Genomic DNA, 20,783 nt, shown 5'->3' with positions numbered 1-20,783 from the left:
GACGCCGCGGTGGCCGGGCACACCTATGTGCGCAGGGTCACACCCTCGCTCGCCAGTCGGTCCTCGTCGGCGGGCCCCGACCCCCGGACCAGGACCAGCGACGAGCCGGTCGCCAGGGCCCGGAGCAGGTGCCGGATCAGGTCGTATGCCGTGTCGCTGGTCACCAGGACCCGTGAGCCGGCCGGCCACCCGGGGTCGTCGGACGCTGGTCCACCGAACAGCTCGCCGTAGGTGGTCCGGTCGCCGTCGTGGACCAGGGCGTCGTCGTCCTCCTCCGGCTCGTCCCAGGGTGTGAACCCGTCGCCGAAGCTCGACATCTCCTTGGCCTCGTCCATGACGCCGGACCGGAGGTCCCCGGCATACTCCCTGGCCAGCGCGGCGAGGGTGACCGCGACAACCTCGTCGGCATCCTCGGCGGTGCCGGAGTCGGGGTCGGTGGTGACCAGCACGTCCGCGCCCTCGTGGGCATCCAGGGTCAACGTCGCGCCGACCGCCCACACGGCGAGCGCCCAGTAGCAGGTGCGCCAGTGCGGGGACGGCAGGTCCAGCAGGACGACGGATCCGCGCTGCACGTCCAGTCCCTCCTGGAGGGCGTTGGCGGCCTTGGCGACCCAGTTGTCCAGCACGCGCCGGGAGATCTCGATGCGCTCGCCCTGGGTCGGGCCGGGTGTGTCGTCGTAGAACGTGATGGCGGGCCGCGTCGCGTCGTCGTGCACGAGGTCGGTGAGCGCCTGGTGGGGGGTGAGCACGGGGTCACGCTAGCCGAGAGGGCCGGTCCACGGGAATGACGGACGGGTCGCGAAGTCCCGGACGGCGCGGTCCGGGGGCGCACGGGTGCCGTCCTGCTGGTGATGTCATCCTGTGTCCCGTGACCATCACCGTTCCTCGACCGCTCGTCCGGTCGTGGGCCCCGGGACGACCGGTGAACGTCGCCGCGACGTGGGGGACGCTGCGTCGCGGTGCCGGTGACCCCACGTGGAAGTCTTCCGGCGGGGTGCTGTGGCGCGGCGTGCTCACACCGCTCGGTGCGGTGACCCTGCGGGTGTCCACACGGCACTCGGAGGCTCGGGTCGTCGGCCACGCCTGGGGCGCTGCCGACGCCGCGACCTGGCTGCTGGACCGCCTCCCGTCGATGCTCGGCGAGGACGACGACCCGTCAGGTTTTGTCGCGCACCACCCGCCGGTGGCGGCGGCCCTGGAGCACCGCGGTGCCGGCTGGCGCGTGCCGCGGACCGGTCTCGTGCTGGAGTCACTCGTGCCGGCGATCATCGAGCAGAAGGTGACGGGCCAGGAGGCCTTTGCCGGCTACCGCCGCCTCGTGCGCCGCCTCGGCCAGACCGCTCCCGGGCCCGGGGCCGAGCTGGGACTGTCCGTCCCGCCGGCGCCGGAGCAGCTGCGCCGGGTGGCGTCCTGGGAGTGGCTGCGGATGGGGGTGAGCCCACAGCGCGCCGACACGGTGATGCGCGTGGTGCGGGTCGCCGACCGGTTGGCGGACGTGGTCGACCTGCCGCTGGCCCAGGCGCACCGGCGGCTGCGCGCGGTGCCGGGGGTCGGTGTCTGGACGGCGGCGGAGACGGCCCAGCGAGCCCTGGGAGACGCCGACGCGGTGAGCTTCGGCGACTACCACGTGGCGAAGAACATCGGGTGGGCGCTGACGGGGGAGGAGGTCGACGACGACGGGCTGGCCGAGCTGCTCGAGCCCTACCGCGGCCACCGCTACCGGGTGCAGCGACTCCTGGAACTGGCGGGCATGATGCGACCCCGACGAGGACCGCGGATGGCCCCGCGCCGTCACCTCCCCACGCAACGTCTGTAGTGGTCTCGTTCGCCTCCCGGTGCTCATCGGGCGGGCCGGGGACTCGTCAGTCGTCGCCGGTCCACCTGACGGTGACGTCCGCGATCGCCTCGCTCGCCAGCGCGACCTCCAGCCGCGCGCAGACCCGCCCCGCCACGAACGGTGTCCCGGCGTTGACCAGGAGGTGACCGCCCGCTCCCTCCATGACCTCGGCCCCGTCCTCCCCGAGCAGGGCGAGCCGGACCGCGCGAGCCAGGCGGTCGGCATACTCCTCGGGCACGACGGAGGCGACGCCCACGCGATCGGCGGCCGGCGACCCCGGGGCAGCCCCCAGCGCGGCGCGCACCGCCTCGGTGGCGCCCAGCGCGAACCAGTCGCCCGGCCCGGTGCGGACCAGCGTCCGGGCGCCTGCCGCGCCGGGGTCGGTGACCGTGCCGCCGGGGAGCCCTCGGACCAGGGCCGCGGGGACCCCGGCCGCCTTGCCCTTGACCAGGTCCGCGGCCGCGGCGATCTCGTCCGCGACGGCGCGTGCGGTGACGGCCAGGAGCCGGCCGTCGGCGTCCTCGGCGCCGCGCAGGTCCTCCAGGACAGCGACGCCACAGGCGCCCAGGGCGAAGTCGGTCTGTCCCGCACGCCACGGACGGCCCGCCGTGTCGGTGACCACGATCCCCAGGCGCGGGAGCGGCTGCGGGGCGTAGGCCATCAGCAGCTCGGCATAGAGCTCCCGCGCGGCTGCGTCGGGGTCACCGGGCAGGATCAGCAGCCGGTTGTCGGCACCGGTGTTGGACCCGTCGATCCCGGCCCCGGCCATCACGGGCCCGGCCACCGCCTCGACGACCCGGGTCGTGCCGGTGGGCGTGCGCCGCTCCGCGACGATCCGCCGGCTCTGCCGGAGCACCGACTCGCCGCGCCCGTCGGCCACCTCCCGCAGGCCGCGCGCTTTCGAGACGATCTTGCTGGAGACCGCGAGCACGTCGCCGTCCGCGAGGGTCAGCCCGGCGCGGGTCAGCGCATCACGCAGCAGCCTGCCGAGGTGGTCACCGGCGACAACCTCGGGTATGCCGGGCAACGGGTGGACCGTGACCGTGCCGTCAGGAGGTGCTCCCGTCATGCGGTGGTTCCCGGTGCGACGTCGGCGCCGGGCCGGGTGGCGAGGTCCGCCGCGAGGTCGAGCGCGGCGCCGGCGATGCGCGCCGCGCCCGCGACGTCCCGCATCCGCAGGTCGAGGGAGCGCACCCGCGGGCGTGAACCCCGGGTGCCGGCCGCGTCCGCATCGTCGACGAGCCACCCGTCCAGGAAGTCGGCGTACAGCCCGGCGACCCCGGCCGCGCTGACCTCGACGTCAAGGGTGGCCAGGCAGGCGTCGGCGTGTCCCCGCACCGGGGCGCCGCCGATGATCGGGCTCACCCCGACCACGGGGGCGCGGGACCCGCGCAGGGCGTCGCGCACGCCGGGCACCCCGAGGATGATGCCGATGGACACGACCGGGTTACTCGGGGGGAGCAGGATCACGTCGGCGCCGCGGAGGGCGTCGAGGACGCCGGGCGCCGGCACCGCCTGCGCCAGACCGGCGACGGTGAACCTCCGGGCCGGCACCGCCGCCTGCAGCTGGACCCACCACTGCTGGAAGTGGACGGCACGCTCGCCGGCCTCGCCGTCGTCGAGGACGACGTGCGTCTCGATCGGGGTGTCGGTGGCGGGGAGCAGCCGGACGCCCTGGTCGGGCAGGCCCCAGCGTTCGGCGAGTCGCGCGGTCACCTGGCTCAGCGTCTGGCCCTGTCCGAGCCACTGGCTCCGGGCGATGTGGGTGGCGAAGTCGGCGTCGCCGAGCCCGAACCACTGCGGCACCGCACCCAGTGCAGCGAGCTCACCCTGCACCGTGTGCGTGTCGTCCGCGCGGCCCCACCCCTGGCTCTCGTTGACCCCACCGCCGAGGGTGTAGAGCAGCGTGTCGAGGTCCGGGCAGATCCGCAGCCCGAAGAGCGTGATGTCGTCGCCGGTGTTGCCGATCACCGTGACCTCGGTGTCGCGGTCACCGCGCACCTCGCGGAGCTCGTGCAGCAGTCCTCGCACGAAACGTGCCCCGCCGACACCGCCGGCCAGCGCTGCGATCCTCATGTCCTCGTCCTCATGCGTTGATCCTCGCACCCGGAGGGTGCCGGGCCCGACTCCGGTCACCGGCCAGAGCTGCTTGCGGTCCGACGGTGGAGGCTCCCACGGGCGCCGCAACGTGGGAGGTCAGCGCCCGATAGCAGATCAGGGCTTGACGTGAGAGGATGACACGCGTGTAATTCTCTTGTTGTTACTTGTGCTGGGTGAGGGTTGGAGGAACCGTGCACGAGCTGGAGATCATGACATTTCTGACGAGCACCGACACGGACTCGGAGGAGGCCTCGTGGCAGGAGCGTGCGTTGTGCGCACAGACTGACCCCGAGGCCTTTTTTCCGGAGAAGGGTGGCTCGACCCGCGAGGCCAAGAAGGTCTGCGTCGGGTGCGAGGTGCGCGCCGAGTGCCTGGAGTATGCCCTGGCACACGACGAGCGCTTCGGCATCTGGGGCGGCCTGTCCGAGCGGGAGCGGCGCAAGTTGAAGAAGCGCGCCGTCTAGGCGGCCGCCCTCATCGTGCCCGCCACACCCGCGAGCCGGGTGCGCGATCGACCGCGCGTTCCGGTGGAGGACCTGACGGTCCTCCTCCTGACGCACCCCGGCGGCCCGGTCGTCCTGCAGTCACTCGACGCCCTCCTCCAGCAGGAGCGACTGCCCGACCGCATCGTGGTGACCGGTCTCGACGCCCAGGACGCGGAGGTCCGTGACGCCCGCGCGCACACCCTGATCGCCGACCGGGGGGTTGATCTGGTGGTCCGCGAACGCCTGCCGGACCCGGATGGCGAGCCGCCGGTATGGCGTGTGGTCGAGGACGCACGAGCCGACCTGCCCCCGCGGCCCCGGCACTGGATCTGGGTCCTTCACGACGACTCCGTGCCCGAGCCCGACGCGCTCGCCGAGCTGATCGAGGCCACCCAGCGCTCGAGCGGGGTCGGTGTCGTCGGCCCGAAGCTGGTCCGCGTCGACGACCCACGGCGCCTGATCTCGGTCGGGCACCAGCTCACCCGCGGTGGGCGGGTGGCCGACGCCGGGGTGGCGCGGGAGCTGGACCAGGGCCAGCACGACGAGCGGCTCGATGTGATCGGGGTCCCGCTCCCGGGAATGCTCGTGCGCAGCGACGTCCTGGCCGAGATCGGGGGCGTGGAGCGTGCCTTCGACCACGGCGCCGAGGGGCTCGACCTCAGCTGGCGCAGTCATCTGGCGGGTCACCGGGTCGTCGTCGCGACCGACGCCGTGGTGCGCCAGGGAGGGGTCGGCCACCCGGCCCCTTCGCTGACCACCCGCCGCAGGGTCCGCCAGCTGGCCCTCGCCCGCGGGTCCCTGTGGTCGGCGCCCTGGCGCGCGATCGGCATACTGCTGACCTCGGTGCTGGCCGGTCTCGGCCTGCTGCTGGTGAAACGACCGGGTCAGGCCGCGGCGGAGTTCGCCGACCTGACGGCGGTCCTGGCGCCCTGGCGCGGGCTGGGCGCCCGCTGGCGGTTCCGCGGCCGGACCCGGGTGCGCCGTCGTGACCTGTCCGGTCTCTTCGCCGCGACGGCCAGCACCTGGCACGGCACCACCGACACCGTGCCCGGCACGCTCGCCGAGCCCGGCGCCGGAGGTGGGGCCGCGGCACTGGAGACCGGACCGGTCTCGGAGGATGCCGAGTCCCTGGAGTCAGCGCCCAGCCGGATCCGGTCGCTGTGGAGCTGGCCCCTGGTGATCACCCTGCTCGTGGCGATCGTGGCCGCACTGGTGCGCTGGCGGGAGCTGCTGCCGAGTCTGTCCGGCAGCGGCTACGGCGTGCGTGGTGGCGCGGTGTATCCCGTGCTGGCCGGATGGTCCGACCTGTGGCACTCGTGGGCGGATCCGTGGACCGGGGGCGGCCTGGGCAGCGGCGACGACCCGGCCCCGTGGCTGCTCCCGATGACCGGGTTCACCTGGGTCGTGGAGCAGTTGCCGTGGGTCGATGCGTCCCGCTCGCCCGCGGCCGTCACGCTCACCTGGATCCTCTTCGCGGCGATCCCGTTGTCGGTGCTGACCGGCTACGTCGCGACGCGCGTGGGAGTGCGGTCCCGCTGGGTGCGCGCTGTCGCCGGCCTGATCTGGGCGGGTCTGGCGCCCCTGTCGGCGGCGGTCGACGAGGGCCGGCTGGGGCCGGTGGTCGCACACGTGGCCATGCCGCTCCTCGTGGCAGGGGTGGTCGTGGCCGGGTCGCGCAGGCAGGGTGCCCAGCGCACCTCGGCGACCTTCGCGACGGTGCTGCTGCTCGTGCTCGTCGGGCTGTTCACGCCTGCCCTCCTGATCCTGGGCAGCATCGCCGGTGTGCTCGTGCTGCTCTGTGCACCGGGATGGGGCCGGCTGCGCGGGCTGCTCCTGGTGGTCCTGCCCTGGGTGCTGCTCGGTCCCTTGCTGCGGACGGTCGTCGAGGACCCCCGGGTGCTGCTCGGCGGAGCGGGGGCCGCGGCCGCGGGTCCCGCGCAGGTCGAGTCCTGGCAGACCCTGTTGCTGCATCCCGGCGGAGGGCTGTCCCCGACGCTCTGGTGGACCCTGCCGCTGCTCGTTCTCGCGGTGGGGGCGGCTGTGCCCAGGGGGCACCGGGGGCGGCGCGCCTCCGCGCTGCTCGTGGGCGCCCTGCTCGGCCTCGCGGCTGCGCTCGCGGCGCCGCTCCTGCACGTCGGCGTCGTGCCCACCGGACACAGTGAGGCCGGTGCGGTGGTCACCCCCTGGCCCGGGCTCTTCGTGAGCGTCGCCGCGGCCTGCCTGCTCCTGGCCGCCGCGCAGACGATCGAGCTCCCGCCCGCCCGGGGGCGGGCGCCCTGGCACCGGCCCCTGGTCGCCGTGCTCACCGGGGTGGTCGCCGTGGCGGGCCTGGGCACCCTGGCCTGGAGCGTCTGGTCCGGCGTGGGCCCGCAGATCAGCCAGGCCTCCCGGGCCTACCCGGCCGTGGTCACGGCGCAGGCGCAGGGCCCCGAGGCCCTGCGCATCCTGGACCTCACCGTCGAGGACGACACCGTCACCTACCGACTCGCCGGGCGCGAGCCGGGCCTGTGGGTCCGGGACCAGGTCGCCGAGGTCGTGACGCAGAGCGACCGGGACCGCAGGGGCGAGGACGAAGCGACCGCCGAGCCAGGGCGCGAGGCGCTGGCTGACGCGGTGGCTGACCTCACTGACGCCGGAGACGCCAGTGACTCCACCGCGGAGCACGACGCACTCCTCGATCTCGCCGTCGGCTACGTCGGTCTCCGGGCGCCGGAGGGTGACCCGCTCGTAGCGACGCTCGACGCCACGGCGTCGCTGTCGCGGGTGAACTCCACCGACGACCTGCTGCTGTGGCGTGTCGGGGGCGCCGGCCCTGACGACGCACTGGTCCCGCCCGCCCGGGTCCGCCTCGTCGACGAGGCAGGCGTGCCCCTGACGGTGGTGCCCGTCGACGGTCCACGCAGCACGCTGCGCGCCAGCACCGACCCACCCGCGGACACCGCGGCCCTGGTGATCTCGGAGGAGGCGGGGTGGGCCACCGTCGCGCAGGTCCGGGCCAGCGGCGAGCTCCTCGAGTCCGTCGACGGCGAGTGGCCGCTGCGCTACGAGGTGTCCCAGGGCGCGGCGGACCAGCTCCAGATCGAGCTACCCCGACAGGACGGGACCTGGCGCCTGATCACCGTGGCGGTCGCCGTGCTGGTGCTCTTCCTCGCGCTCCCGTTCGGCTCACGACGCAGGAGGGTGACCTGATGGCGGACTACACCAGGCGCTCCGGCCCGGACCGGCCGCGCGTCGACGACCTCTTCTACGACAACCCGGACCCGGAGTCCGATCAGACGCCGTTGACGGCCAGCGTGCCGGAGGACGACGGCCGCCCGGATGGGCAGGCCGCAGGTGCCGAGGCGACAGCCTCCGCCAGCGCCGACTCGGCGACCGTCGACGTGGACTCAGGGACCAGCGACGACGCGTCGCCGGGTGGTGACGGCGCGGCGCCGGGTGGTGACGGCGCGGCGCCGGACAGGGACGGTGCGGACCTCGCGAGCAGCGATGACGCGGCACCGGACAGTGACGGCGACAGGGACGCGGAGGCCTCGAGCCCCGAGGGTTGGGAGGGCGACGACTCGGGGGGCGACGACGGCGGGCCGGCGTCGACCGGTGGCACGGGCCGCGGTCGGCGCGCCGCCGTCGGGCGGTGGGCGAGGGCAGTGGCTCTCGTCGGGATCGCGGGCGCCCTGGTCTACGGTGCTGGCTCGGGTCGGATCAGCGGTGTGGACCTGGCCGCCGCGCTGGACCGAAGCGCGTCCGCGTCCGTCCCGGATGGGCAGCAGGCCGGACTCGCGGTGGTCACCGAGAGCTCGATCGGCTGCGTGGGCCCCGACCTCGTCGGTCTCGACGACCCCACGGTGACCGAGCCCGACCAGACAGTGTCGGTCTCGGCGGGCAGTGCGCCCATGGAGGCACTCGGAGAGGGGATCGACCCCACGGGCACCGGACAGCTCCAGCTGGCCGTGACCCCGGACGGTGCGACGGAACGGTCGGCCGCGCGCAGCGACGTGGCACGACTGCAGGTGTCCGGCGCCAACTGGGTCCGCGGCACCGCCACCGGCTCACTCGCAGCAGGCTTCGCCGGCTCACAGCTCGCGCTCGACCAGGAGGAACAGCAGCGCGGCCTCAGCATGGCGCCGTGCACGCAGGCGATGGACGAGGCCTGGTACATCGCGGGTGGGGCCGAACCGGGCCGAGCCGAGCGGCTCATCCTGGCCAATCCCACGGGCAACCCCGTGACCGCCGACGTCGAGGTGCTGGGTGCGGGTGGACCGGTCGCGGTCGTGGGCGGCCGCGGGATCGTCATCGCTCCGGGAGGGCGCCACGTGGTCCTCGTCGATGCGCTGGCTCCCGGGGAGCAGCGTCCCGTCATCCACCTGACGACCACCGGCGGTCCGGTGCTCGCCGCGGTCGGTGACAGGTGGCTCGAGGGGACGCTCGACCGGGGCACCGAGCTCACCACCGCCACTGCTGCACCCGCCACGGCCCAGGTGATCCCGGCGGTGCCCGGACCCGGGGCCGAGTCGGCCGACTCATCCTCCGTGCGGGTGGGGGTCCCCGGCACCGAGCAGGCCGTGGTGCAGGTGCGCGCGCTGACGGCGGAGGGGCCGGTGCGGGTCGCCAACGCGGTGACCACCGTCGACGCCGGCGCGGTCGCCGACATCGACGTGTCCGACCTGCCCGAGGGGACGCACGCGATCGAGGTCGTGGCCGACGCCCCCGTCGTGGCCGCGGCACAGATCGTCCTCCGTGCGGAGGCGGACGGGGTGGGCGAGTTCGCCTGGGTCCCCGCGGTCACGCCCTCGACCGGTCTGGTCGGCCTGCCCCTGGCGCACCGCGACGCTGACCCGTTGCCGCGGGAACTGTCCGTGGCCTCCACCGAAGGGGCCCGAGTCGAGGTCGTCACGCTCGTCCAGGGCAGCACCGAGGTGCGCACCGAGGAGGTCCCCGCCGCCGGGAGCGTCACCATCGAGTTGGACCCGGCCACCGAGAGCGTCTGGGTCCGGGCCGTCGAGGGCTCCGCGGCCTCTGCGCTGCTCACGGCCGCGGAGGACGACCTGGGCGTCCTGGTCGCCGGGACGGTGCTGCCCGAGGCGCCCGTCACGCACCAGGTCCGCTCCGTCGCCCCCTGGTTGCCGTGACGCGCTGGCCCGTCGCCGCCTGGTTGCCGTGACGCGGGGACCCGTCGCCCCCTGGTTGCCGGGACGCGAGGACCCGTCGCCCCGTGGTTGCCGTGACTCGAAGGCCCCGACCGGTGTCAGAGGAGGTCTTCGGGGTCCATTCCCAGCATCGAAGCGACCTGCTCGACGAGGACCTCGTGCACGAGTGTGGCCAGCTCGTCATCCCGTGCTCGTGACTCCACGGGCCGCCGGTAGACCACGACCCGCGCGGGCAGGGCACCCTCGGCGGGGAAGAGCCGGCCCAGCGCGATCCCGGACTCCCAGGGAGCCGGATCGGTCGGTGGCACATCCTCCACTGCCACCTCAAGCCCGGTCAGCTCGCGTCCCAGACGCTGCTCGATCAGCTGCACGGCGTCGAGCACCAGGTCGTCGAAGCGGGCAGACCGGCTGGTCATGACCGGGACGGGCGGCCAGGCGAGCGGGCCGCGCGGGCCCCTGCCGCGCCGGTCGCGCCGGCGGGGACGTCGCGGCACTCCCTGCGGTCCTGGCATGGACTCCATCCAACACCCTCAGGCCGGGGGGCGGGACACCCGGCAGGGAGCGGGCGCGTCCCGTCTCGGCGTGGTTGCGACGCGGGAGGCGAGGAACGGCATACAGTCTTGGATCGTGGCTATCTCCCGGCAGTGCTCCAAGACCGCGTGTGCCCACCAGGCACTCGCCACGCTGACCTATGTCTATGCGGAGCAGACCGCGGTCCTGGGTCCCCTGGCCACCTACGCCGAGCCGCACTCCTACGACCTCTGCGACAACCACGCGCGCCGGCTGACGGCCCCGCGTGGCTGGGACGTCGTGCGCCTGGCCATGGGGGAGGAGCCGCCGGATGACCTGGTGGCCCTGGCCGAGGCGGTGCGGGAGCACAAGGCCGTCCGGGGGGATGACGCCGGTGCGGCACCGCTGCGTCCGGCGGAGGCCAGCGTGACCGAGATCGGTCGCCGCGGTCACCTGCGCCTGCTGCGCGACCGATAGGCTCACCCGCGTGACCGCACCGCGCCTCCAGGACTTCATCAAGGCCTACGACGTGCGTGGACTCGTGCCGCAGCAGCTCAACGCGGCCGTCGCGAGCGCGCTCGGCTCCGCCTTCGCCCAGGTCGTCGTGATCCCCGGGGGTGCAACCGACCTGGTCATCGGCCACGACATGCGGCCCTCCTCTCCCGAGCTGTCCCGGGCCTTCGCCGCCGGAGCCGCGGCTCACGGCGTGGACGTGACGATGATCGGGCTCTGCTCCACCGACGGCCTCTACTACGCCAGCGGCGCTCGTGGCGTGCCGGGGGCGATGTTCACCGCCAGTCATAACCCCGCGGGCTACAACGGCATCAAGCTGTGCCGTTCGGGCGCCCGGCCGGTCGGCCTGGACAGCGGCCTGGCCGAGGTGCGGGACCTGGCCCAGTGGCTCCTGGACCGGGGCGCGCACCACGACCTCCCGTCAGGCAGTCGGACTGGCAGCATCGCCGAGGCCGACCTGCTCGTGGACTACGCCGACTTCCTGCACTCCCTCGTCGACCTCTCCCGGGGACGTCCCCTCACGGTGGTCGTCGATGCGGGCAACGGCATGGCCGGGCACACCGTGCCGGCCGTCCTGCAGCGCACGGCCCTGCCGCTGGAGGTGGTCCCGCTCTACTTCGAGCTGGACGGCACCTTCCCCAACCACGAGGCCAACCCGCTGGAGCCGGAGAACCTGCGCGACCTGCAGGCGGCCGTCCTGGCCCACGACGCCGACCTTGGCCTCGCCTTCGACGGTGACGCCGACCGCTGCTTCGTCGTCGACGAACGAGGCACCCCGGTGACCCCCAGCGCCATCACGGCGTTGGTCGCCGCCCGAGAGATCGCCCGCGAGGTGGCGGCCGGGGTCGACCCCGGCGACGTCGCCGTGGTCCACAACGTCATCTGCTCCCGCGCCGTGCCGGAGACGATCCTGGAGGCGGGGGCCCGCCCGGTGCGCACCCGCGTCGGACACTCCTTCATCAAGGCGCAGATGGCCGAGCACGCCGCGGTCTTCGGCGGGGAGCACTCGGCGCACTACTACTTCCGCGACTTCTGGTTCGCCGACACCGGCATGCTGGCCGCGATGCACGTGCTGGCCGCGCTCGGGGAGCAGACCGGCCCGCTCTCCGAGTTGGTCGCACCCTACGAGCGCTACACCGGCTCGGGCGAGATCAACAGCCGCGTCGAGGACGTGGCAGCAGCGACCGCGAGAGTGCGTGCGTGGGGGGATGAGCGGGGCGCTACTGTCGACCTGCTCGACGGGTTGAGTATGTCGAGCGGTCCCGACGGGGCCTACTGGGCCGTCTCGCTTCGGCCCAGCAACACCGAGCCGCTGCTGCGGCTCAACGTGGAGGCCTCCGACGAGGCGACCATGAGCAAGGTCCGTGACGAAGTCCTGAGGATGGTGCGAGCATGACCGACGCGATCGAGCCCTGGGTGCGGGAGATCCTGCGCTGCCCGGTCGGGCGCCACGAGCTGGTCGACGCGACCAACGAGGCGGGGGATCCAGTCCTGGAGTGCGCCGAGGACTGTGGGGGACCCGGACAGCGCCGTCAGTACCCCATCACCGACGGCATCCCCGTCCTCCTCGAGAGCGACGCCGCGACCGTCACGCGCTGAGGAGCCCACATGGCACCGCACATCGACGACGCACTGCTCGACGACTCCGAGGAGCTGCTGCGCAAGGACAGTCGGCAGACGCTGCGCGCCTTGGCGACAGCGGGTGCCCAGGTCCGCGAGTCGGTCACGCTGGCCCAGGAGGCCGGCATCGACCGACTGGCGCGGCTCGACCGGCCCAGGTCGGTCCTGGTCGCCGCACTTGGGGGCTCGGCCCTGGTCGCGGACGTCCTCGAGCTGCTGGCCGAGCCGGGCTCACCGGTGCCGGTGCAGGCCCGCCGCAACCTGCCGCTGCCCGGGTGGGTCGGCCCGCTCGATCTCGTGGTGGCTGTCTCCCTCTCGGGCCGGGCCCCGGGACCGCTGGCGATCGCGGCGGAGGCGGCCCGGCGGGGGTCCTCCCTCCTCACCGTCGGTGCCGACGACTCACCACTGGCGGACGTATGCCGACGCGCCCGGGGGGTGCACATCGGCGTGGGCCGCTCGCGGACCAGTTCCCGGACCGCACTGTGGAGCCTCCTGGTGCCGGTGCTACTCGGCGCGGACGCCGTCGGTCTCGTCGACGCCCCAGCGGAGGGGATGAGTGAGGTCGCCGAGCGGCTGGACGAGGCGGCCGAGGCCTACCGCCCGGCATCAGAGTCGTTCGTCAACCCGGCCAAGCTCCTCGCGCTGCAGCTGGCCGAGACCGTGCCGATGGTGCTGGGCGACTCACCGCTGAGCGGGGTCGCGGCCGCCCGGGCCTCCTCGATGCTCGCGCGCACCGCACGCATCCCCGCTCCGTGGGGGGAGCTCCCGGACGCGGCGAGCCAGATCGTGGCCTGCTTCGACGGCCCCTACACGACGATCGGGGGCCGGCGCCCCGGCACCTATGACGCGGGCCGGATCAAGCTCGGCGACATCGACACCAGCGGCTGGGAGCCGCACCTGTTCGACGAGCCGGAGGGCGACCTCGCGGAGATCCCGCGCGGGGAGGGTGGACGGGACATCTTCGCCGACCCCTTCCTGGACGGCCCGTCCCTGCCGCAGCTCGGTCTGCTGACCCTGCGGGACGCGCCGGTCGACCCGCCGACGCAGGAGTCGGTGCAGGTCGAGGCGCTGACCGATGCGGTGCTCGTGACGGCACGGGAGGCCGGCGTGCGGGTGATGGACGTCATCGCCCAACCGGGACGGCCACTGACCAGGCTGGCGGAACTCGTCGCCACCGCTGACTTCACGGCGACCTACCTGGCGCTGGGGCTGGGCCTCGACCCGTCGGTCTCCCCGCACGTGGCCGATCTCAACGACCGCACCCGCTGAGTGGTCCCGTCGGACCGGACCCGAGGTGTCGGCAAGGATGGGGGCATGTCGACAGATTCCTGGAGCACCACCCGGTCACTGCGTGAGGACTTCCCGACGCCGGGCACCGACCGCTGGTTCGAGGACTACACCGTCGGTGACGTGCGTGAGTACGGCACGATCACGCTCAGCGAGGAGGAGATCGTCGACTTCGCCCGCACCTATGATCCGCAACGCCTGCACACCGACCCGGAGTGGGCGGCTACCGGACCGTTTACCGGGCTGATCGCGAGCGGGATCCAGACCATCGGGGTCTTCATGCGGCTGTACGCCGACCACTACCTGACCAGGTGCGGGTCGCTGGCCTCCCCGGGGGTCGATGAGGTCCGGTGGCCGAGGCCGGTGCGCCCGGGAGACGCCCTGCGGCTGCACGCCCAGACTCTGGAGACCAGATTGTCCCGCTCCAAGCCCGACCGCGGTCTGGTGGTCACGGTCTGCGAGCTGCTGAACCAGGACGACGAGGTGGTGCTGTCCCAGCGGGTGATGAACCTGGTGGCCGTGCGACCGTGACCAGCAGGACCGCCGCCAGCAGGGTGGTGGCCTGACCGCTGAGGACCAGCGGCAGGGACAGGGCCACCCCGGCGACGGCTGCGCCGGCGGACGCCAGCGCGGGCGCCGTCCGGCCCGACGCCAGGTGCCAGGCCAGCAGGACTAGCGCCAGCACGAGGAAGAACCGGGAGGGCGTGTCGGCACCGCTGGCCACCGGGGTCAGGGTGTTGATGGCCGCGGTGCCGATGTAGTCGCAGATCAGTCCGCCGCTGCCGGACAGGTCCGCGATGCAGGACGGTCCGCTGCCCGGGATGTACTGCCCGCGCGCGGGGACCCACGGCAGGCCGAGCGAGAGCAGCAGCAGGACCCCGGCCATCCAGCCGCCCCAGCGCCTCACCGGCCGCCTTCCGCCGGGTCGGGTCCTGGTGCCGGGTCAGGGGCTGGCGCAGGGGCGGGCTCCGGGCGAGTCTGCGGCAGGCGCATCAGGCGGGCACCGTTGTGCCACAGCACGTCTCGCAACCAGTCGTCGCCGAGGTCCCACCGCGCCAGCGCCTGCAGCTGGTGTGCGTAGGGATAGGGGATGTTGGGGAAGTCCGCGCCGAGCACCACCTTGTCCTGCAGGTGCCGCAACCTGGGCAGGTAGTCCGGCGGCAGGGGGGAACGGGCCTGCACGTAGTCGGTCCCGGCCATGGTGGTGTCCAGGTGCACCCCGGCATACTGCTCGGCGAGGTCGGCGAACTCATGGTGCTCGGGCATGCCCAGGTGCGCGATGACCAGCACCAGCCGTGGGAAGCGCCGCAGCAGCGCGGCCACCGGTGCTGGGCCGGTGTGCCGGCCGGGGTGCGGCCCCGAGCCGGCGTGGAGTACCACCGGGACCCCGGCCTCCTGCACCGCCGCCCACGCGGGGTCCAGGAGCGGGTCGGTGGGGTCGAAGTCCCCGACGGTGACGTGCGTCTTGAACAGCCGGACGCCCCGCTCCAGCGCCTCCGGCACGTAGTGGGCCGCCTCCGGTTCCGGGAAGAAGGTCCCGCAGGGCACCGCGTCGGGGACCCGGCGCGCGAAGTCGGCGCACCACTCGTTCAGCCAGGCGGCCATGCCGGGCTTGTGGGCGTAGGTCAGGGCCGGGACGGCGCGCAGGCCCAGGTGCCGGACGACGGCCAGACGCTCGTCCTCGGGCAGGCGGTAGTGGATCGTCCAGTCGCCCCCCTCCGACCAGCCGTGCGCGTCGAAATAGGCCCAGACCTTGTCCATCACCGGCTGGGGCAGGAAGTGCACGTGGATGTCGGCCAGACCGGGCAGCCCGAGGCCGGCGACCCACGCCGGCACGTCGGCATCGGTCGCCGGTCCGTCGGTCCGGTCGTCCTTCCCCACACGGGTGAGTATGCCGTGTGCCAGGTCAGACCCGGGAGGCCACCCTCGTCAGGAGCGGCGAGGTGGCCCGCAGGGCGAGCCACACGACACCGATCCCGGCCGCGAGCAGCGCGACGATGATGACCAGTGACAGCGGGTCCGTGAGCAGGACCATGCCGGTCAGGGGCAGGACTAGCAGGCCCGCGGCAGCGGCGCTGCCGACCGCGACCACCCGCAGTGGCGAGAGCACGGCACGGCGGCGCGCCCGGTCCATGCTCTCCAGCGACATGCCCATCCGCTCCAGACTGGTGAACAGCTCGCGCCGGTCCAGGATGTCGGAGGCCTGGTTGACGGCGACCGAGGCCGCCACCGTGACGAAGGAGATGACCAGGGTCAGCACGATGCCGGTCCGCAGGTCGACCAGCAGGAGGTCCTCCTCGGTGGACGCCGCACCGGCGGCCATGACGTTCGTGACGGCCACGCCGACGCCGGCGAAGACGGCGACGAAGGAGGTCAGGGCCACGCCGCTGACCTGCCGCCAGGCGGCCTTCGGCGCGTCGAGCACGGTCCGTGCGGCCAGCAGGCGCTCGGCCACCAGCCGGCCTCCCGCCCGACGGACCTGGACGCGCGCGACCAGACCGAGCACCCACGGCCCCACGAGGTTGAGGACGGCCATGGTGAGCCCGAAGGCCACCACGATCCCGGACACGAGGGCGACGGTGCCCTGGTCGATGCGCAGCGCCTGCGAGGCCAGCAGTCCGGCGCCCAGCGCCACGACGACCGCCACGGCGCGCGCCCAGCTCATGCGCGGGGCCTCGGAGCGGGTGCGTACTCCGAGCGGGGATACCACCACACCGCGGAGCCCGATCACCGCGCTGGCGGCGGCCATCACGAGCAGTCCGACGGCGCACGCCAGGGTGCCGCCCACCCCGAGCAGGATGTTGCCGGCCCCGAGTTGCTCGCCGTGGAAGGTGAGCAGCCCCAGGAGGGGAGCCAGGGCCACATGACCCACGATCCCCAGGCCGGTGCCGACCGCAGCCAGCACGGTGGACTCCAGGACCGTCATCGAGGTGATCGTCCGGGTCGGCGCCCCGAGCAGTCGCAGCGTGGACAGGTGCTGGTCACGCCGCCGGGCGGAGAGCCGGGCCGCCGACCCGCACAGGGTCAGCAGCGGGATGAGCAGGAGCGTCACCGCGAGCGCGGCGAGCGCCTGGTAGATGGGGGCGTCCATGCCCTCGATCGTGAAGAAGAACCGCGCCCCACCCAGCACGGTCAGCGCCAGCGCGGTCACGACCGCGAAGGCGACGACGGGCAGCGCCAGCGACATCCGGCTCGCGTCCCCGCCGCGCCGGAGCAGCAGGAAAGACAGCCGGGTCGCCGTCCTCATCGGGCCACCTGCTGCCCGCGGACGAGCACCTGTTGGCCGTGGGCATCCTGCTGGGGGAGGGTGGCTCGCTCGTGGACGACCAGCCCGTCGCGCAGTTCCAGGATGCGGTCGCACGACGCGGCGACCCGCTCGTCGTGCGTGACCACGACGAGGCTGCGGCCAGCCCCGGTCGTGGTCTCCAGCAGGGCCGTCATGACCTGCTCGGAGGTGCGTGAGTCCAGGGCGCCGGTCGGCTCGTCGGCGAAGACGACCGACGGTGCACCGACCTGTGCGCGGGCCACGGCGACCCGCTGTTGCTGGCCACCGGAAAGCTGTCCGGGTCTGCGGGCCTCCAGGCCGGCGAGCCCGAGCACGGCCAGCCAGTGCGCGGCCTCGGCCTCCGCCCGGCGGCGGTCCGTGCCGTCGAGCAGCAGCGGCAGGGCCACGTTCTCGACCGCGGTGAGCTCGGGCAGGAGCAGCCCTTGCTGGAAGACGAAGCCGTAGTGCTGGCGGCGCAGCCGGGAGCGGCCCTCGGGTCCGAGGGTGTCCACCCGTTGCGGACCGTCCGGGCCGAGCAGCGTGATGGCGCCCGCATCGGGAGCGATGATCCCGGCGAGGCAGTGCAGCAGGGTGGTCTTGCCCGAGCCCGAGGCGCCCATGACGGCGACCGACTCGGCGGCCCCGATCTGGAGGGCCACCCCGGCCAGGGCCACGGTCGGCCCGTACGACTTCGTCACCGACTGCGCGGTGAGCACGGCCGACGGGTTCGCGGACGACGAGCCGACCGACCACGGGAGCACGGACGGCGAGCCGACCGACGACGGGGGAAGGGGTGACGGGAAGGGAGATGAGTGCATGCTTCTAGCGTCCGGCAGAGCGGACCCCCGGCGCGTCGGACCACGGGCCTGATGTGTGGTCGGGCGCGGTGCGACCCTGGTCTGGTGCGGGCGGCGGGGCCTACGACCGAGGTTGCAGCAGCGCCACCTTCTGGTGGATCCTCGTGGCGATCTCGCTGGTGAGGGTCTCGACGTCACTGACCGTGTCCAGCACGGTGCCGTCCGAGGTGCGCTCGGCGCACAGTGCAGCGGTCTTGGCGATGAGCGACAGCAGCTCGTTGCAGTAGCTCAGGTAGTCCTGCATCTGGCCCGCGGTGAGGTCGCTGGGCAGGCTCCGCGCCGTCGGGGTGTAGTCCGGCCGCAGCCGGCCCGGCTCCTTGGTGAGCTGGTGCATGTCCAGCACGTGGGCCAGGGACCGCAGCTCGTGCAGGAGAGCCAGCAGTCCCTTGCGCTCACGGCGCTCCGGGAAGGCCCACAGGAAGAGCACCGCGATGCCGATGAAGACTACCGTGTCGATGGTGCTGTCGATCAGCGGGATCCAGGTGGCGGTCTGGTCCAGGGAGCCGGAGAGCACCTGCTGGAGGGCCAGCACCATGAGGGTCGCCGCCACCGCGAGCACTCGGGCCACCAGCGTGGTGCGGGCGATCCGGCGGTGCGTGTCCTGGGTCTCCTGGTCGACCTGCTCGACCATGGCCAGCAGGTCCTCGGCCACCACCGTCAGCCCGCTGCAGACCATCGCTCACGCTGGTCACTGTAGGCCCCGTGCGCGGAGCCGGCCGGGAAGGATACCGTTGGGACCCCGCGCCGACGAGGAGGTTTGCGTGTCCCACCAGAGTGCGCCCGGCCAACCCGGGTCAGACCGGACGGTCCCCGACCAACCGGAGCCACGGCATACTGCCCAGCGGGATCTCGAGGAGGGGATCGAGCGCGACTTCGCCCGCAACCTCTCCTACGGGGAGTACCTCGACCTGGGCAAGGTGCTGTCCGCGCAGCACCCGCGCTCGGTGCCCACCCGGCACGACGAGATGCTGTTCATCATCCAGCACCAGACCTCCGAGCTGTGGTTGAAGCTGATGCTCCACGAGCTGCGCTCCGCCCGCGACCTGATCCGGGCCGACGACCCGCGGCCGGCGCTGAAGCGACTGGCCCGGGTCAAGGACATCCAGACGGTGCTGACCGAGCAGTGGACCGTGCTGGCGACGCTGACGCCCAGCGAGTACGCCCAGTTCCGTTCGTTCCTGGCCACCGGTTCGGGCTTCCAGTCCTGGCAGTACCGCTGCGTCGAATTCATCCTCGGCAACAAGAACGCCGAGATGCTGCGCGTCTTCGAGCACGACGCTGCGGTGCACGCCGAGCTGTCGGCCCTGCTGCACGAGCCCAGCCTGTATGACGAGGTGCTGGCCTGGCTGTCCCGGCAGGGCTACGCCGTGCCGGCCGAGCTCCTCGACCGGGACTGGTCGCGGCCGCACGAGCAGAACGAGGGGCTCGTCGAGCTGCTGGGGCAGATCTACGCCGACCCCGAGCAGCACTGGGGCGTCTACGAGCTGTGCGAGGAGCTCATCGACGTCGAGGACAACTTCCAGTTCTGGCGCTTCCGGCACCTGAAGACGGTGGAGCGGATCATCGGGTCCAAACGGGGGACGGGTGGCTCATCGGGGGTGCCCTTCCTGCGGCGGGCGCTGGACCTCACCTTCTTTCCCGAGCTGTATGCCGTGCGGTCCCGCATCCAGGACGTCACCCCGGAGGGATACCACCATGAGTGAGCGTGCCGTGACGACCGAGGACTGGTCCGCGGTCGCCGCCGACCTCGACGCGCAGGACCCGCTCGCCCCCTTCGCCGAGCGCTTCGAACCGGCCGAGGGGCTGCGGGCCTACTTCGACGGCAACAGCCTCGGGCGTCCGGTGCGCGGCACCGCGCAGGAGCTGGCGCGCTTCGTGGAGCAGGAATGGGGGACCCGACTGATCCGCGGCTGGGACGAGGCCTGGATGCGGTGGCCGGAGCAGACCGGTGACCTGGTGGCGGCAGCGGCTCTCGGGGCTGCCGCCGGGCAGACCGTCGTGGCGGACTCCACCACCGTCATGCTCTACAAGATGCTGCGGGCGCTCGCCGACGGCCAGGTAGCGGCCGATCCGGCGCGGACCCAGATCGTGGTGGACACCGACAACTTCCCGACCGACCGCTACGTCGCCGAGGGAGTGGCCGCCGAGCGTGGCCTGGAGCTGGTGTGGATCGAGTCGGACCCGGCCTCCGGGGTGACCGTCGAGCAGGTGGCCGAGGTGGTGGGGGAGCGGACCGCGGTCGTGCTGCTGAGCCACGTCGCCTATCGCTCGGGCTACCTCGCCGATGCACGGGCGATCACCCGGCTCGTGCACGAGAGCGGCGGCCTGGTCCTGTGGGACCTGTGCCACTCGGCCGGCTCGGTGCCGATCGAGCTGGATGCGTGGGAGGTGGACAGCGCGGTCGGCTGCACCTACAAGTACCTCAACGGCGGTCCCGGGTCGCCGGCCTTCGCCTACCTGGCCAGCCGGCACCACGGCATACTCCAGCAGCCGATCCAGGGCTGGATGGGCCGGCGCGACCCGTTCCTCATGGGGCCGGGCTACCAGCCGGCGGCGGGCGTCCGCTCCCTGGTCAGCGGCACCCCGCCGGTGGTCAGCATGGTCCCGCTACGACTGTCCGTGGAGCAGCTGGCCGAGGCCGGCATCGGAGCCGTGCGCACCAAGTCGCTCGCGCTGACCGACCTCGCCTGGCGGATCGTCGAGTCCTGGCCGGCTGCGCTCGGGGTGACCATCGCCTCGCCGCGGGAGCACGAGCGGCGGGGCGGGCACATCACGATCCGACGACCTGACTTCCGCGAGGTCAACGGGCGGCTGTGGCAGGAGGGTGTCATCCCGGACTTCCGCGCGCCCGACGGACTCCGGCTGGGGCTCGCTCCGTTGTCGACGAGCTTTGCCGAGGTGGCAACCGGGCTGGAGGCGATCCGGCAGCAGCTGACCTGAGTCCGGAACGTGACCTGACCCCCAGACGCTGCCCTGACGCCGGACGCATGACCTGACGCCGGGCGCGGGCCCTGGCGCCGGACGCATGACCCGAGGTCGTTCCCCGCCGGTCCGGTGTGTGGCTTCTGTTCCCGTGTGTGGGTTTTGACCCCGTAGAGGGACTAAAAGCCACACGCAGGCACGGAGTCCACACAGGAGGCTCGGGTTCGTGCCTGCGCACGGTCC

Annotated in this window: 20 protein-coding genes; 11 read left to right on the top strand and 9 right to left on the bottom strand. The window is 73.2% G+C overall.

Translation table 11 applies throughout. The annotated features are described in order from the left end of the window. Positions 1–23 precede the first annotated feature (23 nt). The gene (locus tag MWU75_RS04635) at positions 24–749 is read right to left on the bottom strand and encodes a TIGR03089 family protein (RefSeq protein ID WP_247088531.1); all 726 of its coding nucleotides are present in this window, start codon (positions 747–749) and stop codon (positions 24–26) included. 119 nt (positions 750–868) lie between these two features. Between MWU75_RS04635 and MWU75_RS04630 the strand changes: the two genes are divergently transcribed. After that, the gene (locus MWU75_RS04630) at positions 869–1,816 is read left to right on the top strand and encodes a DNA-3-methyladenine glycosylase 2 family protein (protein WP_247088530.1); all 948 of its coding nucleotides are present in this window, start codon (positions 869–871) and stop codon (positions 1,814–1,816) included. 46 nt (positions 1,817–1,862) lie between these two features. Here the strand turns inward: MWU75_RS04630 and MWU75_RS04625 are convergent, their stop codons facing one another. Both MWU75_RS04625 and cofD read right to left on the bottom strand, forming a co-directional pair. Further along, the gene (locus MWU75_RS04625) at positions 1,863–2,906 is read right to left on the bottom strand and encodes a coenzyme F420-0:L-glutamate ligase (RefSeq protein WP_247088527.1); all 1,044 of its coding nucleotides are present in this window, start codon (positions 2,904–2,906) and stop codon (positions 1,863–1,865) included. After that, the gene (gene cofD, locus MWU75_RS04620) at positions 2,903–3,913 is read right to left on the bottom strand and encodes a 2-phospho-L-lactate transferase (protein ID WP_247088525.1); all 1,011 of its coding nucleotides are present in this window, start codon (positions 3,911–3,913) and stop codon (positions 2,903–2,905) included. The genes MWU75_RS04625 and cofD overlap by 4 nt, the downstream gene beginning before the upstream one ends. 233 nt (positions 3,914–4,146) lie before the next feature. Between cofD and MWU75_RS04615 the strand changes: the two genes are divergently transcribed. Genes MWU75_RS04615 through MWU75_RS04605 form a run of 3 tightly spaced genes read left to right on the top strand, consistent with a single transcriptional unit; the run spans position 4,147 to position 9,548 of the window. Further along, positions 4,147–4,401 carry a WhiB family transcriptional regulator gene (locus MWU75_RS04615; protein WP_247088523.1) on the top strand — a complete coding sequence of 85 codons (255 nt, stop codon included), beginning with the start codon at positions 4,147–4,149 and terminating at the stop codon, positions 4,399–4,401. A gap of 15 nt (positions 4,402–4,416) precedes the next feature. Beyond that, complete coding sequence (locus tag MWU75_RS04610; protein WP_247088521.1) at positions 4,417–7,611, top strand: glycosyltransferase; 3,195 nt, start codon at positions 4,417–4,419, stop codon at positions 7,609–7,611. Continuing rightward, the gene (locus tag MWU75_RS04605) at positions 7,611–9,548 is read left to right on the top strand and encodes a DUF5719 family protein (protein WP_247088519.1); all 1,938 of its coding nucleotides are present in this window, start codon (positions 7,611–7,613) and stop codon (positions 9,546–9,548) included. The genes MWU75_RS04610 and MWU75_RS04605 overlap by 1 nt, the downstream gene beginning before the upstream one ends. A 116-nt stretch (positions 9,549–9,664) precedes the next feature. On the opposite strand, the gene MWU75_RS04600 is transcribed toward MWU75_RS04605, so the two are convergent. Further along, entirely contained in the window at positions 9,665–10,087 is a 423-nt protein-coding gene (locus MWU75_RS04600) for a metallopeptidase family protein (protein WP_247088517.1), read from the bottom strand. 106 nt (positions 10,088–10,193) lie between these two features. Between MWU75_RS04600 and MWU75_RS04595 the strand changes: the two genes are divergently transcribed. Genes MWU75_RS04595 through MWU75_RS04575 form a run of 5 tightly spaced genes read left to right on the top strand, consistent with a single transcriptional unit; the run spans position 10,194 to position 14,027 of the window. Beyond that, positions 10,194–10,553, top strand: a complete 360-nt coding sequence (locus MWU75_RS04595; protein WP_247088515.1) for a DUF3499 domain-containing protein — start codon at positions 10,194–10,196, stop codon at positions 10,551–10,553. 10 nt (positions 10,554–10,563) lie between these two features. Then, a complete protein-coding gene (locus tag MWU75_RS04590) occupies positions 10,564–11,985 on the top strand; it encodes a phosphomannomutase/phosphoglucomutase (RefSeq protein WP_247088513.1) in 1,422 nt (473 codons plus the stop codon). After that, positions 11,982–12,188: a hypothetical protein gene (locus MWU75_RS04585; protein WP_247088512.1), complete on the top strand. Its 207-nt coding sequence runs from the start codon at positions 11,982–11,984 to the stop codon at positions 12,186–12,188. The genes MWU75_RS04590 and MWU75_RS04585 overlap by 4 nt, the downstream gene beginning before the upstream one ends. Before the next feature lie 9 nt (positions 12,189–12,197). Next, complete coding sequence (locus MWU75_RS04580; RefSeq protein ID WP_247088511.1) at positions 12,198–13,478, top strand: SIS domain-containing protein; 1,281 nt, start codon at positions 12,198–12,200, stop codon at positions 13,476–13,478. Between the two features lie 45 nt (positions 13,479–13,523). After that, the gene (locus tag MWU75_RS04575) at positions 13,524–14,027 is read left to right on the top strand and encodes a MaoC family dehydratase (RefSeq protein ID WP_247088510.1); all 504 of its coding nucleotides are present in this window, start codon (positions 13,524–13,526) and stop codon (positions 14,025–14,027) included. Here the strand turns inward: MWU75_RS04575 and MWU75_RS04570 are convergent. The 5 genes from MWU75_RS04570 to MWU75_RS04550 all read right to left on the bottom strand — a co-directional run bounded on the left by MWU75_RS04570 (position 13,945) and on the right by MWU75_RS04550 (position 18,294). Further along, a complete protein-coding gene (locus MWU75_RS04570) occupies positions 13,945–14,403 on the bottom strand; it encodes a hypothetical protein (protein ID WP_247088508.1) in 459 nt (152 codons plus the stop codon). The two genes, MWU75_RS04575 and MWU75_RS04570, sit on opposite strands and share 83 nt — an antisense overlap. Beyond that, complete coding sequence (locus MWU75_RS04565; protein ID WP_247088506.1) at positions 14,400–15,377, bottom strand: amidohydrolase family protein; 978 nt, start codon at positions 15,375–15,377, stop codon at positions 14,400–14,402. The genes MWU75_RS04570 and MWU75_RS04565 overlap by 4 nt, the downstream gene beginning before the upstream one ends. A 25-nt stretch (positions 15,378–15,402) precedes the next feature. Next, positions 15,403–16,743, bottom strand: coding sequence for an FtsX-like permease family protein (locus MWU75_RS04560; protein ID WP_247088505.1), 1,341 nt, complete (start codon positions 16,741–16,743; stop codon positions 15,403–15,405). Further along, positions 16,740–17,579: an ABC transporter ATP-binding protein gene (locus tag MWU75_RS04555; protein ID WP_247088504.1), complete on the bottom strand. Its 840-nt coding sequence runs from the start codon at positions 17,577–17,579 to the stop codon at positions 16,740–16,742. Before MWU75_RS04555 ends, MWU75_RS04560 begins: the two co-directional genes overlap by 4 nt. Before the next feature lie 100 nt (positions 17,580–17,679). After that, a complete protein-coding gene (locus MWU75_RS04550) occupies positions 17,680–18,294 on the bottom strand; it encodes a hypothetical protein (protein WP_247088503.1) in 615 nt (204 codons plus the stop codon). A gap of 184 nt (positions 18,295–18,478) precedes the next feature. On the opposite strand from MWU75_RS04550, the gene kynA reads away from it, so the two are divergent. Continuing rightward, the gene (gene kynA / locus MWU75_RS04545) at positions 18,479–19,321 is read left to right on the top strand and encodes a tryptophan 2,3-dioxygenase (protein ID WP_247088862.1); all 843 of its coding nucleotides are present in this window, start codon (positions 18,479–18,481) and stop codon (positions 19,319–19,321) included. Continuing rightward, positions 19,314–20,558, top strand: coding sequence for an aminotransferase class V-fold PLP-dependent enzyme (locus MWU75_RS04540; protein ID WP_247088502.1), 1,245 nt, complete (start codon positions 19,314–19,316; stop codon positions 20,556–20,558). The genes kynA and MWU75_RS04540 overlap by 8 nt, the downstream gene beginning before the upstream one ends. Positions 20,559–20,783: the final 225 nt, after the last annotated feature.

Source organism: Ornithinimicrobium sp. F0845 (genome assembly GCF_023015765.1).
In the GTDB taxonomy this organism is placed as follows: Bacteria; Actinomycetota; Actinomycetes; order Actinomycetales; family Dermatophilaceae; genus Ornithinicoccus.
This window is presented reverse-complemented; position numbering and strand designations above follow the sequence as displayed.

Excerpts from the sequence above, each read along its gene's own strand:
- MWU75_RS04575 (WP_247088510.1), top strand. The coding sequence starts at position 13,524 with ATGTCGACAGATTCCTGGAGCACCACCCGGTCACTGCGTGAGGACTTC.
- MWU75_RS04550 (WP_247088503.1), bottom strand. The coding sequence starts at position 18,294 with ATGGTCTGCAGCGGGCTGACGGTGGTGGCCGAGGACCTGCTGGCCATG.
- MWU75_RS04600 (WP_247088517.1), bottom strand. The coding sequence starts at position 10,087 with ATGGAGTCCATGCCAGGACCGCAGGGAGTGCCGCGACGTCCCCGCCGG.
- MWU75_RS04585 (WP_247088512.1), top strand. The coding sequence starts at position 11,982 with ATGACCGACGCGATCGAGCCCTGGGTGCGGGAGATCCTGCGCTGCCCG.
- MWU75_RS04615 (WP_247088523.1), top strand. The coding sequence starts at position 4,147 with ATGACATTTCTGACGAGCACCGACACGGACTCGGAGGAGGCCTCGTGG.
- MWU75_RS04605 (WP_247088519.1), top strand. The coding sequence starts at position 7,611 with ATGGCGGACTACACCAGGCGCTCCGGCCCGGACCGGCCGCGCGTCGAC.
- MWU75_RS04555 (WP_247088504.1), bottom strand. The coding sequence starts at position 17,579 with ATGCACTCATCTCCCTTCCCGTCACCCCTTCCCCCGTCGTCGGTCGGC.
- MWU75_RS04625 (WP_247088527.1), bottom strand. The coding sequence starts at position 2,906 with ATGACGGGAGCACCTCCTGACGGCACGGTCACGGTCCACCCGTTGCCC.
- MWU75_RS04580 (WP_247088511.1), top strand. The coding sequence starts at position 12,198 with ATGGCACCGCACATCGACGACGCACTGCTCGACGACTCCGAGGAGCTG.
- MWU75_RS04560 (WP_247088505.1), bottom strand. The coding sequence starts at position 16,743 with ATGAGGACGGCGACCCGGCTGTCTTTCCTGCTGCTCCGGCGCGGCGGG.
- cofD (WP_247088525.1), bottom strand. The coding sequence starts at position 3,913 with ATGAGGATCGCAGCGCTGGCCGGCGGTGTCGGCGGGGCACGTTTCGTG.
- MWU75_RS04540 (WP_247088502.1), top strand. The coding sequence starts at position 19,314 with ATGAGTGAGCGTGCCGTGACGACCGAGGACTGGTCCGCGGTCGCCGCC.